This window comes from Steroidobacter agaridevorans, assembly GCF_009932555.1.
Lineage (GTDB): Bacteria > Pseudomonadota > Gammaproteobacteria > Steroidobacterales > Steroidobacteraceae > Steroidobacter > Steroidobacter agaridevorans.
This window is the reverse complement of sequence record NZ_BLJO01000001.1, coordinates 320,931-332,587: the sequence shown is the minus strand read 5'-3', so window position 1 is coordinate 332,587 and position 11,657 is coordinate 320,931. Positions and strand designations below refer to the sequence as shown.

The 11,657-nt window shown below is 62.9% G+C and carries 11 protein-coding genes; 9 read left to right on the top strand and 2 right to left on the bottom strand.

Annotated features, from left to right (window positions below; all coding sequences use genetic code 11):
• Nucleotide 1: 1 nt before the first annotated feature.
• Nucleotides 2–1,213, bottom strand: a complete 1,212-nt coding sequence (locus GYH35_RS01490) for an efflux RND transporter periplasmic adaptor subunit (protein ID WP_161813924.1) — start codon at nucleotides 1,211–1,213, stop codon at nucleotides 2–4.
• 103 nt (nucleotides 1,214–1,316) lie between these two features.
• Here GYH35_RS01490 and GYH35_RS01485 point away from each other — a divergent pair, with 103 nt between their 5' ends.
• From GYH35_RS01485 to GYH35_RS01470, 4 genes are all read left to right on the top strand, one after another.
• On the top strand, nucleotides 1,317–1,940 hold the full coding sequence (locus GYH35_RS01485) for a TetR/AcrR family transcriptional regulator (RefSeq protein WP_161813925.1): 624 nt from the start codon (nucleotides 1,317–1,319) through the stop codon (nucleotides 1,938–1,940).
• An 83-nt stretch (nucleotides 1,941–2,023) separates the two neighbouring features.
• The gene (locus GYH35_RS01480) at nucleotides 2,024–2,641 is read left to right on the top strand and encodes a carbonic anhydrase (RefSeq protein ID WP_129645642.1); all 618 of its coding nucleotides are present in this window, start codon (nucleotides 2,024–2,026) and stop codon (nucleotides 2,639–2,641) included.
• Nucleotides 2,631–3,086: a tRNA adenosine(34) deaminase TadA gene (tadA, locus tag GYH35_RS01475; protein WP_161813926.1), complete on the top strand. Its 456-nt coding sequence runs from the start codon at nucleotides 2,631–2,633 to the stop codon at nucleotides 3,084–3,086. Before GYH35_RS01480 ends, tadA begins: the two co-directional genes overlap by 11 nt.
• A gap of 83 nt (nucleotides 3,087–3,169) precedes the next feature.
• On the top strand, nucleotides 3,170–5,263 hold the full coding sequence (locus tag GYH35_RS01470; protein WP_161813927.1) for a TonB-dependent siderophore receptor: 2,094 nt from the start codon (nucleotides 3,170–3,172) through the stop codon (nucleotides 5,261–5,263).
• Between the two features lie 40 nt (nucleotides 5,264–5,303).
• On the opposite strand, the gene GYH35_RS01465 is transcribed toward GYH35_RS01470, so the two are convergent.
• Complete coding sequence (locus tag GYH35_RS01465; RefSeq protein WP_161813928.1) at nucleotides 5,304–6,512, bottom strand: LysR family transcriptional regulator; 1,209 nt, start codon at nucleotides 6,510–6,512, stop codon at nucleotides 5,304–5,306.
• A gap of 128 nt (nucleotides 6,513–6,640) precedes the next feature.
• Between GYH35_RS01465 and mhpT the strand changes: the two genes are divergently transcribed.
• The 5 genes from mhpT (at nucleotide 6,641) to GYH35_RS01440 (ending at nucleotide 11,656) form a co-directional block, all read left to right on the top strand.
• A complete protein-coding gene (mhpT, locus tag GYH35_RS01460) occupies nucleotides 6,641–7,846 on the top strand; it encodes a 3-(3-hydroxy-phenyl)propionate transporter MhpT (RefSeq protein WP_161827481.1) in 1,206 nt (401 codons plus the stop codon).
• A 101-nt stretch (nucleotides 7,847–7,947) separates the two neighbouring features.
• On the top strand, nucleotides 7,948–8,631 hold the full coding sequence (locus tag GYH35_RS01455) for a 4-carboxy-4-hydroxy-2-oxoadipate aldolase/oxaloacetate decarboxylase (protein ID WP_161813930.1): 684 nt from the start codon (nucleotides 7,948–7,950) through the stop codon (nucleotides 8,629–8,631).
• 24 nt (nucleotides 8,632–8,655) lie between these two features.
• Nucleotides 8,656–9,747, top strand: coding sequence for a 4-oxalomesaconate tautomerase (locus GYH35_RS01450; RefSeq protein WP_161813931.1), 1,092 nt, complete (start codon nucleotides 8,656–8,658; stop codon nucleotides 9,745–9,747).
• Complete coding sequence (locus GYH35_RS01445; protein WP_161813932.1) at nucleotides 9,744–10,637, top strand: NAD(P)-dependent oxidoreductase; 894 nt, start codon at nucleotides 9,744–9,746, stop codon at nucleotides 10,635–10,637. The genes GYH35_RS01450 and GYH35_RS01445 overlap by 4 nt, the downstream gene beginning before the upstream one ends.
• On the top strand, nucleotides 10,634–11,656 hold the full coding sequence (locus GYH35_RS01440) for an amidohydrolase family protein (protein WP_161827958.1): 1,023 nt from the start codon (nucleotides 10,634–10,636) through the stop codon (nucleotides 11,654–11,656). The genes GYH35_RS01445 and GYH35_RS01440 overlap by 4 nt, the downstream gene beginning before the upstream one ends.
• The last annotated feature ends 1 nt before the right edge of the window (nucleotide 11,657 follow it).

Below are 11,657 nucleotides of genomic sequence, written 5' to 3'. Positions count from 1 at the left end.
ATCAGCCTCCGGAGGTGGGGGAGGCGGCTTCAGCGGACGCTGCTTTGGTACCCGAGCCCACATCCACCGGATTGACGGTGTCGCCGACGCGAACCTTGCTGGTGCCTTCGACGATCAAGCGATCGCCTTCGGCCAGGCCGTTGCTGATCAGCCAGCGATCGCCGATGGCTCGTTCCGCGACCAGCGTGCGCTGCTCGACCTTGTTATCTGCGCTGAGCACCAGCGCGGTCGCGTTGCCTTTCACATCGCGAGTAATGCCTTGCTGAGGCGCGAGGATCGCAGTAGTGCTGACCGCTTGATCGAGCACCGCGCGCACATACATGCCCGGCAGCAGCATGCCGTCGGGATTCGGGAACTGGGCACGCAAGGTCACCGAGCCGGTGGATTCATCGACCGCCACTTCCTGGAATTTGATCGTGCCCGCCTGTTTGTATTGCGACCCGTCTTCGAGCTTCAGGCGCACCTTGGCCTGGCCCGACTTCATGCCGGCCTCGCCGATCAAGCGGCGCAGCTTCAGGAGCTCGGCGCTCGACTGAGTCATGTCCACGTAGATGGGATCGAGCGTGCGAATCGTCGCGAGCGCGGTTTCCTGATTGGCCGTCACGAGCGCGCCAGGCGTTACCGTCGACTTGCCGATGCGGCCGGAGATCGGCGCGCGCACCTTGGTGTAGTCGAGATTGATCTGCGCACTCGCGAGCGACGCCTGCATCTGAGCGACGGAGGCGAGCGCCTGCTGATAGGCCATGCGCGCGTCGTCGGCTTCCTGTTGGGAAACGCCTTCGATGGCCAGCAGCTCGTCGTAGCGCTGGGCTTTCAAACGAGTGGCATCGACCGACGCTTTGGCGTTCGCGAGCCCGGCCTTCGCTTCGGCGGCCGCGGCTTCGTACGGCGCCGGATCGATTTCATACAACACCTGGCCGGCCTTCACCTGCGTGCCTTCTTCGAAGCGCCGGAACTTCACGATGCCGGAGACCTGGGGGCGCACGTCTGACACCAGATAAGGCGTAGTGCGGCCGGCGAGCTCGGATTGCAGCACCAGCGGCTGCGGCTGAACCGTGATGAATCCCACCTCGGTGGCGGGGCGCTTGCCACCGGCCGCCTGGTCTTTCGAACAGCCGGCGAGCACCAGGGCCAGCGCCGCGACCGAAATTGCAAAGCCCGCTCGGAGCTTGGAGACGGAGGGAGTCGTCGGACTGGACACGCTAAAAGACATTGGACTAATCTGCGGCCGATCTTGAGTGTGAACGTTCATTCTCAACCATTATGCCGAGCCCGGAGGCAAACGCCCAGGGTGCAATTGTGAAAACAATGTGAACATGTCTGTGCCGAAGGAAAAGAAGCGTCCGGTCAAAGAGTTGCGGGACCAACTCCGGCGCGATCAAATTGTTTCCGCGGCGCGTGTCTGCGTGGTCCGCCATGGCTTCCACGGCGCCAGCATGGGGCAGATCGCGGCCGAGGCTCAGATGAGTGTCGGGCAAATCTATCGCTACTTTCCCAGCAAGGAAGCCATCGTCCACGCCATCGTCGAGCGCATCGTCGCCCGGCGGCTGGAATGGATGGTGGATGGCGAGAAACAGATCGATTTCGCGGCCCGCTTTGCCAATCGCCGTCATGTCGATGCCTCCGACGAGGAACGGTGCGAGCGCGTCCTGCTGCTGGAAATCACAGCGGAGGCGACTCGCAATCCGGCGGTCGCCGAAATCGTGCGCGCAGCCGACCGGCGCCTTCGTGGGCAGGCGGTGGAGCTGGTCCGCGGCAATTATCCAGAGCTTTCCGAGGAAGAGGCGGCCGCGCGCGTCGAGTTCGTGACCGTGCTGTCGGAGGGTAGCGCGTTTCGCAGCGTCACCGAGCAAATTGCCTCGCCGGCGCTGCTAGAAGGCATTTATCGCGACGTGCTCCAGAAGCTATTTCCCCGTAGCACTGAGAGCGGATTGAGCTAAGAAGTCCCGGCGCGCACGCGCTACAATCTCCGACCCGAATAACGAAATCAGCCGGTGTCGACCGGCCCGGAGGGCGTGAACGAATGATCTCGGCTCAAGAATCCCTGCAGCGCTTGCGCGACGGCAACCGTCGCTTTGTGGCCAGTCTCGGCAGCGGTGAAACGCAGCTACACCTCGCACGCGGCGTGGAGCTGACGCAGGAACAATCGCCGTTTGCCATCATCCTGGGCTGCTCGGATGCACGGGTGCCGGCCGAGATCGTGTTCGATCAGGGGCTCGGCGATTTGTTCGTAATTCGCGTCGCCGGCAATGTCGTCGCGCCGTCGCAGGTCGGCAGCGTCGAGTTCGCAGCTTCGCGCTTCAACACTCGTCTGGTCGTGGTGCTCGGCCATTCCCGCTGTGGCGCCGTGCTCGCGACCATCGAAGAGCTGCAACGCCCGGCGGAAAATCAGTCGCTCAATCTGCGCTCCATCGTCGATCGCGTGCGGCCTTCCGTCGAAGGCCTGATGCGCACCGAGCTCAAGAACGATCTGCAGACGCTGGTGGGCCACGCCGTGCGCTCGAATGTGCGGGCGTCGGTCGATCATTTACGCCACGGCTCGGCGCTGCTGGAGAATCTGATCCGGCACGAAGGCCTGATGGTGGTCGGCGCCGAATATTCCCTCGAAACGGGCGTGGTCGAATTCTTCGATGGCGTCTGATGCCGATGCTGTCTTCATGGCGCGAGCGATCGAGCTCGCGCGTGAAGCTGAACGCGCCGGCGAGGTGCCGGTCGGGGCGGTGGTCGTCAAGGACGGGGTGATCGTCGGCGAAGGCTGGAATCGCCCCATCAGCACCAACGATCCGACCGCGCATGCCGAGATCGTCGCCATGCGGGCGGCGGCCCAGCACCTTTCTACCTATCGACTGTTGGATACGACGCTGTACGTTACGCTCGAGCCCTGCGCCATGTGCGCGGGCGCGATGGTTCATGCTCGCGTGAAGCGCTTGGTGTACGCAGCGACCGACCCGCGGGCCGGCGCGTCCGGCTCCATCTTCAATATCACGCAGCACACGGCGCTGAACCATCGGCTCGAATGTGAATCCGGCGTGCGGGCGGAGGAATGTGCCGCCATGCTCAGAGCATTCTTCGTCGCGCGCCGCTGATGCGTTAGACTGCGCCGATCCAAGCCAGCAAGCGGTTCACTCGAACCCAGCCAGCCAAAGAATCTAGAAGCTGGGAGAGTGACATGGGAATTTCGTTGAGGAAGGCAGTAGCGCTGTCCGTCGCTGCTGCAAGCGGTGTCGTACACGCGCAGGATTTTTCCGGGCAGACGCTCGAGACGGTGCTGATCACCGCCAAGCGCGACGACCGCGTCAGCAAGGGCGCCACCGGTCTCGACCTGGACATTGCCGATACGCCGCAATCCATCAGCGTGGTCACCAGCGAGCAGATGGACCGGTTCGGCGCCGACAACATCAACGACGCCCTGCGGCTCGCCACCGGCATCAACGTCGAACAATGGGAAACCAACCGCACCAACTACATGGCGCGCGGCTTCGAGATCAAGAACACGCAGATCGACGGCGTGGGCCTGCCGAATGACTGGGGCATCGTCACCGGCGCGATGGACACCTTCGGTTATGAGAAGTTGGAAGTCATCCGCGGCGCGAACGGCTTGCTCACCGGCGTCGGCAACTCGGCCGGCACGATCAACTACGTTCGCAAACGTCCGACGAACGACGCTCGCGGCAGCATCGATGTGAGCGCGGGCTCGTGGGATCGCCGGCGCGTCGAAGCCGACTACTCGACGCCGTTTACCGCCGACGGCAAATGGGCCGGTCGCGTCGTGGTGGCGAGCGAAGAGCAGGACTCCTATGTGCGCGGCCTCAGCAACGATCGAACGTTTGTTTATGGCGTCATCGACGGCCAGCTCGGCGAGCGTTCCACGTTGACGCTCGGCGCTTCCTATCAGGATGCGAACACCGATGGAAACATGTGGGGCGCGCTCGTGCTGGCATATGCCGATGGATCGCAGGCCGAATTCGGCCGCAGCGCTTCGACCGCGCTCGACTGGACGTTCTGGGATACGAAGAACACCGCCGCCTTCGCCGAATACACCTTCAAGCTGGCCGAAGCGTGGGATTTCAAGCTGACTTACAACTATCGCAAGTACGAAGACGACAGCAAGTTGTTCTTCGCGTGGACGCAGACGGGCATCGATCGCGACACGGGCCTGGGACTGATGGGCAATCCGGGCAGCTGGCCGACGCAGGACGAGGCGCATTTGCTCGAAGCATCCTTGAACGGCCGATTCGAGCTGTTCGGGCGCGAGCACGAGGCGATGGTGGGCGTCAGTTATGGCACCAGCGAGCACACCCAGGAGTTCCGGCCGACCGATCCGGACGATCCGAGCTGGGGCGCGCTGCCGGCCTTTCCCTATCCGGGCAATGCCTTCGACGAGCCCACCTGGGGACCGGTGGAGACAGACAGCTTCGCCGATCAATGGCTCAAGCGCGCATTCGGCGCCACGCGCCTGAGTGTCACCGACAAGCTGAAAGGCATCGTCGGCTTCAACTACGCCGAATATCATCGCGACGGCAGTCTGAGCGGCGCAGTGGCGTTCGATCAGACCGAAAGCGAGATCAGTCCGTACGCCGGCCTCACGTATCAGGTGCTCGATCAGCTGATGCTTTACGGCAGCTACTCCGATATCTATCAGCCCCAGGATCAATACGACATCGATGGCCAGTATCTGGTCGCATCGAAAGGCCTGAACTACGAGATCGGCGTGAAAGCCGAGTTGCTGGAGAAGCGGGTGCTGGCGACGGTGGCGCTGTTCAAGGCGGAGCAGGAGGATCTCGCGACGTTCGCCGGCATGAGCGATGGCGGGCAGTACTACTACGAAGGCGTCGATGTGAATTCCAAGGGCATCGAGCTGGAAGTCGTCGGCCGCCTGAGCCAGCACGTCGATCTGGTCTTCGGCTACACGTCACTGCAGCTCGAAGGCTCGCAAGGCGAGGACATCTACGAGTGGGTGCCGCGTCGGACCGCCAACCTCTCGCTGACCGCGCAGTTGCCGAGCTTCACGGCGGTTTCATTCGGAATCAACGGCCGCTGGCAGAGCGATATCTCCAAGCTGGATGAATACACCAACGTGATCATCCGGCAGGACAGCTATGCGACGTTGAATGCGTTTGCACGTTGGGATGTCACGGACAAGCTGCACGTGCGCGCGAATGTTCGCAACATCACCGACGAGAAGTACATCACCAGCTTGTATCAGGTCGGCTACTACGCTGCGCCTCGCAATTACGAGCTGGGCGTGGGCTACAAGTTCTGACGAGATGCAAGGGCGGGGCGGCGTTGAGCCGCTCCGCCGTCTATCGACTGAGCTGATTCGCCGTCTCGCGCACGATCGTCAGCAAGCGCGCCTGCGCCTGCGTCGGGCGCCAATCATCCCGCACCGTCAGTCCGATCCGTCGCATCACCTTGCCGCCGGGGTGGGGCAGGCATACCAGCATGCCCGCTTCCAGCTCATAGTGAACTTGATTGATCGACGACAGCATCATGTGATTGCCGCCCATCAGGAAGGCGCGCGCCGCGCCGAGTGAATTGCATTCGATAAAACGCTGCGGCGGCTCGATGCCCATGTCTTTGAACAGTGCTTCGAAATGCGCTCTGAGCGGCGAAGTGGCGCGCGGCGCGATCCATGGATGACTCGCCAGGTCGGTCGCGGTCAGCTTGCGCTTCTTCGCCAGTGGATGCCCGGCGCCGACCACGATGGACAATGGATCGTCGAACAAATGTTCCTGCACGATGCCGCCGCTCACGCGGATGTCACGCAGCGCGCCGACGAGGAAATCGGCCTGACCCGACTGCAGCGCGCCGAGCAAATGCTCGTAAGTGCCTTCCATGATGGAGACGGCGTGCTCGGTATGTTCGCGCGTAAACCGAATGAGCGCGTTGGGAACGAGGAAGCTGCGAGACAGCGGCATGGAGCCAATGACAGTGCGGCCTGTTTCACGCCCATGCAGCGCGTCGATATCGGCGCGTGCCTGAGCAATTTCCACGAACGCGAGATGCGCGCGGCGAGACAGCTTTTCCGCTTCGCGAGTGGGAACGACGCCATAGCTGGTTTTCTCGAACAGCTGCGCATCGAGCAGCCGTTCCAAAGTGCGGGCCGCGCGATGCATGGTCGGCTGTGACACGCCGGTGGCGCGCGCGGCGTGCGTGAAATTGCGAAACTCGACCAGCTTGATCAACGAGCTCAGCTGCGGAGCGCTGATCCGTCGGAACAATTGCTCGCGTCGGGCGGCATTCATGTCCGAGCCGGCCAGTTCCTGAATCCCATCGCGCAATTGTCTCAGCGCTCGCTCGACGCGCTCGGCGCAGGCGGTTCCCGCCGGCGTCGGGCGCATGCCATACGGGCTGCGTGTGAACAGGGGAGCATTGAAGTAACGTTCGATCGCAGCGATCGCTTGAGTGAGCGCCGATTGCGTTAAATGCATTCTGAGCGACGCCGCGCTGATGCTGCCACTCGTCATGACTTCATGGAACGCCTGCAGATGGCGTAGATTGGGCACCGTCATGACTGCATCGTGGCACGCGCCGGTGGGGTTGGCTATAGCAATCTCTAATACTGGGGGCGTCAATTTGAATTGGCCCAGGGACGGTTGCGGTCCCACAATCGTAGTAACGAGTCAGCTTGGGGGATGGCATGCTTCAAGAGCGGACCGCGCTGGTTCAGACGCCCAACGTGGCGATCACCGTGGCGCTGTGCTTTCTGGTCGCGGTGGTCGAAGGCTTCGACATCCAGGCCATGGGCGTGGCCGCGCCCAAGCTGGCGCCGCAGTTCGGTTTCGATCCCAAGCAAATGGGCTGGATCTTCTCGATCAGCAACATCGGCCTGGTCATCGGCGCCGCTCTGGGCGGCCGCCTCGCGGATCGGGTCGGGCGCAAGCCGGTATTCATTGGCGCGGTGCTGGCCTTTGGCCTGTTCACCTTGCTCACATCGCTGGTTGGCACGTTCGAAGCGTTGTTCGTCGTGCGCTTTTGCGCCGGCCTCGGCTTCGGCGCGGCGTTGCCGAATATGATGGCGCTGGCCGCCGAGGTCAGCGCGCCGGAGAAGCGGGCCTCGACCGCTGCCCTGATGTTCGCGGGCATGCCGCTGGGCGGTGGCACGTCGGCATTGCTGACTCAGTTGCTGCCGCCGGATTTCGACTGGCGCCTGCTGTTCGAGATCGGTGGAGTCTTGCCGTTGCTGCTCGCGCCAACCATCTATTTCCTGATGACCGAAACGCTGACGAAGAGTGCCGCAGGAGCGCCGCGCACCAACATCGTGTCCGCCTTGTTCGCGGACGGACGCACGCCGGCGACCTTGTTGCTGTGGCTCGCCTTTCTGCCGACGCTGTTGATCCTCTATCTCATCTTGAATTGGCTGCCGACGCTGGTCGTTGCGAATGGCCTGGATCGCGCCGTCGCGCCGCAGGCGTCGCTGGCATTCAACTTCGCGAGCGTGGCCGGTGCGCTGTTCTTCGGCCACCTGGTGGATCGCATGGATACGCGCTGGCCGATGACGTTCGCGTACCTCGGCTTGATCGTCGCACTGGTCGCGCTGAGCGCATCTAGCGGGTTGGCGATGACCGTGGCGCTCAGCGGCGCCGCTGGCTTTTTCCTACTCGGTGCGAACTATGCGCTCTATGGGGTCGCAGCCACTTACTACCCATTGGCCGTTCGCGGCACCGGATCGGGCGCGAGCGTCGCCGTCGGTCGCATCGGTTCGATCATCGGCCCGTTGCTGGCCGGTCTGCTGTTGGGCGGCGGGATGAGCGCAAGTGGCGTCGTTCAATACATGGTGCCGGTGGCCGCGGTCGCTGGCGCCGCGGTGTTTGCCCTGAGTTTTTGCCGTCGGCCGCAAGAGTGAGCTTTGTCTATAGCGTCGCCTAATAGCCCGGCGCGAAATTGAATTGGCCGCGCGCGGCGGCGAGCGTCACACTGCCATGACGCGTTGGAGGATTTCCGAATATGTCCGTGGTCGTCAGAAACATTCAGCGGGCCGAGCGTCGGACGATCGACGGCCTGGCCGAGTCGGGCGTTGCGACCGTGCACGAAGCGCAAGGCCGCACCGGGTTGCTGGCGCCTTACATGCGTCCGATTTATGCCGGCGCGCGCATTGCCGGATCGGCGGTCACGGTGAGCATTCCGCCGGGCGACAACTGGATGATTCATGTCGCGGTGGAGCAATGTCAGGAGGGCGACATCCTGGTCGTTTCTCCAACCTCTGCATGCGATGCAGGTTATTTCGGCGAGTTGCTGGCGTGCTCGTTGATGTCGCGCGGCGTTCGCGGCCTGATCATCGAAGCCGGCGTACGTGACGTGAAAGATCTGACGGCGATCGGGTTTCCTGTGTGGTCGCGCTATGTGTCCGCGCAAGGCACGGTGAAAGAAACGTTGGGCAGCGTCAACGTACCCGTCGTGTGCGGGGGCGCTTCAATCAAGCCGGGCGACGTGATCGTCGCCGACGACGACGGCGTTTGCGTCGTGCCTCGCGAGAAGGCCGCGACTGTGCTGGAGCAATCCACCGCCCGTGAGAAGAAGGAAGCGGGCGTGCGAGCTCGGTTGAAGGCAGGCGAGCTGGGGCTGGATATCTATGGCATGCGTCAGCGCCTGGCGGAGAAGGGCCTGAAGTACGTCGATTCCTTGGAATGACCCGCGGCCGCGGAGTCTTGCGCCATGCTTAAGTCCATTCCTTGTACCTTGATGCGCGGTGGCACCTCGAAGGGCCTGTACTTTCACGAGTCGGATCTTCCCGCCGACCGCGCTCTGCGCGATCGAGTGCTGCTCGCGGCCATGGGGTCGCCCGATGTGCGACAGATCGACGGCGTCGGCGGCGCGCATCCGCTCACCAGCAAGGTCGCTGTGATCCGCCGCTCCAGCGTTTCGCACGCCGATGTCGATTATTTGTTTCTGCAAGTGGTCGTCGACAAGGCGGAGGTCAGCGACAGCCAGAACTGCGGCAATATTCTCGCCGGTGTCGGTCCCTGGGCGATCGAGAATGGCTTGGTGCCGATTGCGGGGGAGGTCACGCCCGTTCGCATTCACATGCTGAACACCGCCAGCATCGCCGTCGCCTACGTGCCGACGCCGAACGGGGCCGTGGAATACGAAGGCGAGGCGCGCATCGATGGCGTTCCTGGAACCGCCGCGGCGATTCCGCTCGAGTTTCTCGATGTCGCCGGGTCGAGTTGCGGCTCGCTGTTGCCGACGGGCGCGGCGGTCGATGAGATCAACGGCGTTTCCGTCACCTGCATCGACAACGGCATGCCCGTCGTGATTTTGCGTGCCGAGGACTTCGGTCTTTCTGGCGATGAAACGCCCGGACAGCTCGAAAGCAATCAGACGTTGAGGGAGCGTGTCGAAGCCATTCGGCTCGCGGTCGGTCCTCGCATGAATCTCGGCGACGTAACGAAAAAGACCGTGCCGAAAATGTGTCTGGTGTCGCCGCCCAAGCAAGGCGGCGCGATTTCCACTCGCACGTTCATTCCGCATCGTGTGCATGAGTCCATCGGCGTGCTCGGCGCAGTCAGCGTTGCCACGGCTTGCGTGACACCCGGCTCCGTCGCGGCGCAGGTCGCGAAGCTTTCCGGCAGGGGGGCGGCGCAGCGGCTCGAAGTCGAGCATCCGACGGGCTTCTTTACGGTCGACATTGAAGTTGCGGTGACGGATGGGAAGGTCGACGTGCGTCGCTCCGCTCTTCTACGAACGGCGCGCAAGCTCATGCGCGGCGAAGTGTTCGTGCCCGGTCGCGTCTGGAGCGGATCGTGAGCGCGATCGAGCACATTTGTCTAATCGGCTTCGGAGAAGTAGGGCAGACGCTGGCGGCTGATTTCAAGGCGGCCGGTATCACGCAGCTCACGGCTTTCGACCTGCTGTTCAAGGATCGCGAGAGCACCTGCACGCGCGCGGCCGTCGAGGCCAATGTGCGCGTCGCGAGTAGCGCGGTTGAGGCGGTAGCGACGGCCGATCTGGTCGTGAGTGCGGTGACGGCTGCGCAAGACGTGGCCGCCGCGCGTTCTGTCGCGGGATCGATGAAGCCCGGTGCCTATTTCCTCGATGTGAACTCGGTGTCGCCTGGAGTGAAGGCCCAGTCGGCGGCGTTGATCGATGGCGGCGGCGCCCGCTATGTCGAAGCAGCCATCATGTCGCCGATCAATCCAAAGCGGGTCGGCTCGCCCATGTTGTTCGGAGGCAAGCACGCAGCAGCGTTTCTGCCATTGGCGCAACAGCTCGGATTCAGCGGAGCCGAAGTGTTCTCGGACCAGATCGGTCGAGCCTCGGCCGCCAAGATGTGCCGCAGCGTCATGATCAAGGGCATGGAGGCGCTGCTGACGGAATCGTTGCTGACGGCGCGTCACTACGGTGTCGAGTCGACCGTGATCGATTCGCTGCGCAATTTGTTTCCGACATCGGACTGGTCGACGCTGGCGCGCTACATGATCTCGCGCTCGCTCGTGCATGGGCGGCGTCGTGCCGAAGAGATGCGCGAAGTCGCGCAGACGGTGAGTGAAGCTGGGCTGCAGTCTCTCATGAGCTCGGCCTGCGCGCAGCGTCAGGACTGGGCGGCCAGCTTCCGCGACGCTGCGTCGATCGAAGAATTGGAAGCGATGCTCGACGCGGTGCTGAGCCGCGCCAAGGCGGAGAAATCCTCATGCTGATTATCGATTGCCACGGTCACTACACGACCGCGCCGGATGCTCATCAGAAGTTTCGCGATCAGCAGCTCACGAAGCTGAAGGATCCGCTGGCGCCCACGCCGACGCCGGCGAAGATCAGCGACGACGAGATTCGCGAGACCATCGAAAAAAATCAGCTGAAGCTGCAGAAAGAGCGGGGCGCGGACATCACGATTTTCTCGCCGCGCGCTTCGGCGATGGCGCATCATGTTGGCGATGAGACGGTATCGCAGCAGTGGACACGCGCCTGCAACGATCTGATCAAGCGGGTCGTCGATCTATATCCGGAGAATTTCGTCGGTGTGTGTCAGTTGCCGCAGTCGCCCGGCGTGCCGATCTCGCACTCGGTGGCGGAGCTCGAGCGCTGCGTGAAGGAGCTTGGCTTCATTGGCTGCAATCTGAATCCCGATCCGTCGGGCGGCCACTGGACCGCGCCGCCGCTGACCGACAAACACTGGTATCCGTTCTACGAGAAGATGGTCGAGCTCGATGTGCCGGCCATGATCCATGTATCGGCCTCGTGCAACCCGAACTTCCACGCCACCGGCGCGCATTACATCAATGCCGACACGACGGCGTTCATGCAGTTCATCGAAGGCAACCTGTTCAAGGATTTTCCGACGCTGCGCTTCATCATTCCTCACGGCGGCGGCGCCGTGCCCTATCACTGGGGCCGTTATCGCGGTCTCGCGGACATGCTGAAACGCCCACCGCTGGCTCAGCACGTCATGAAGAACGTGTTCTTCGACACCTGCGTGTACCACCAGCCCGGCATCGACCTGCTGGTCAAGGTGATCGACCTCGACAACATTCTGTTCGGCTCGGAAATGGTGGGCGCGGTGCGTGGCATCGACCCCGAGACCGGCAACTACTATGACGACACCAAGCGCTACATCGACGCATTGAGCATTTCGGCCGCGGACAAGCGCCGCATCTTCGAAGGCAATGCCCGTCGGGTGTTCCCGCGCCTGGATACGATTTTGAAGTCCCGCGGACTGTAAG

Coding starts and splice junctions, on each gene's coding strand:
- GYH35_RS01490 (WP_161813924.1), bottom strand. CDS start 1,213: ATGTCTTTTAGCGTGTCCAGTCCGACGACTCCCTCCGTCTCCAAGCTC.
- GYH35_RS01485 (WP_161813925.1), top strand. CDS start 1,317: ATGTCTGTGCCGAAGGAAAAGAAGCGTCCGGTCAAAGAGTTGCGGGAC.
- GYH35_RS01470 (WP_161813927.1), top strand. CDS start 3,170: ATGGGAATTTCGTTGAGGAAGGCAGTAGCGCTGTCCGTCGCTGCTGCA.
- tadA (WP_161813926.1), top strand. CDS start 2,631: ATGGCGTCTGATGCCGATGCTGTCTTCATGGCGCGAGCGATCGAGCTC.
- mhpT (WP_161827481.1), top strand. CDS start 6,641: ATGCTTCAAGAGCGGACCGCGCTGGTTCAGACGCCCAACGTGGCGATC.
- GYH35_RS01450 (WP_161813931.1), top strand. CDS start 8,656: ATGCTTAAGTCCATTCCTTGTACCTTGATGCGCGGTGGCACCTCGAAG.
- GYH35_RS01455 (WP_161813930.1), top strand. CDS start 7,948: ATGTCCGTGGTCGTCAGAAACATTCAGCGGGCCGAGCGTCGGACGATC.
- GYH35_RS01465 (WP_161813928.1), bottom strand. CDS start 6,512: ATGACGGTGCCCAATCTACGCCATCTGCAGGCGTTCCATGAAGTCATG.
- GYH35_RS01480 (WP_129645642.1), top strand. CDS start 2,024: ATGATCTCGGCTCAAGAATCCCTGCAGCGCTTGCGCGACGGCAACCGT.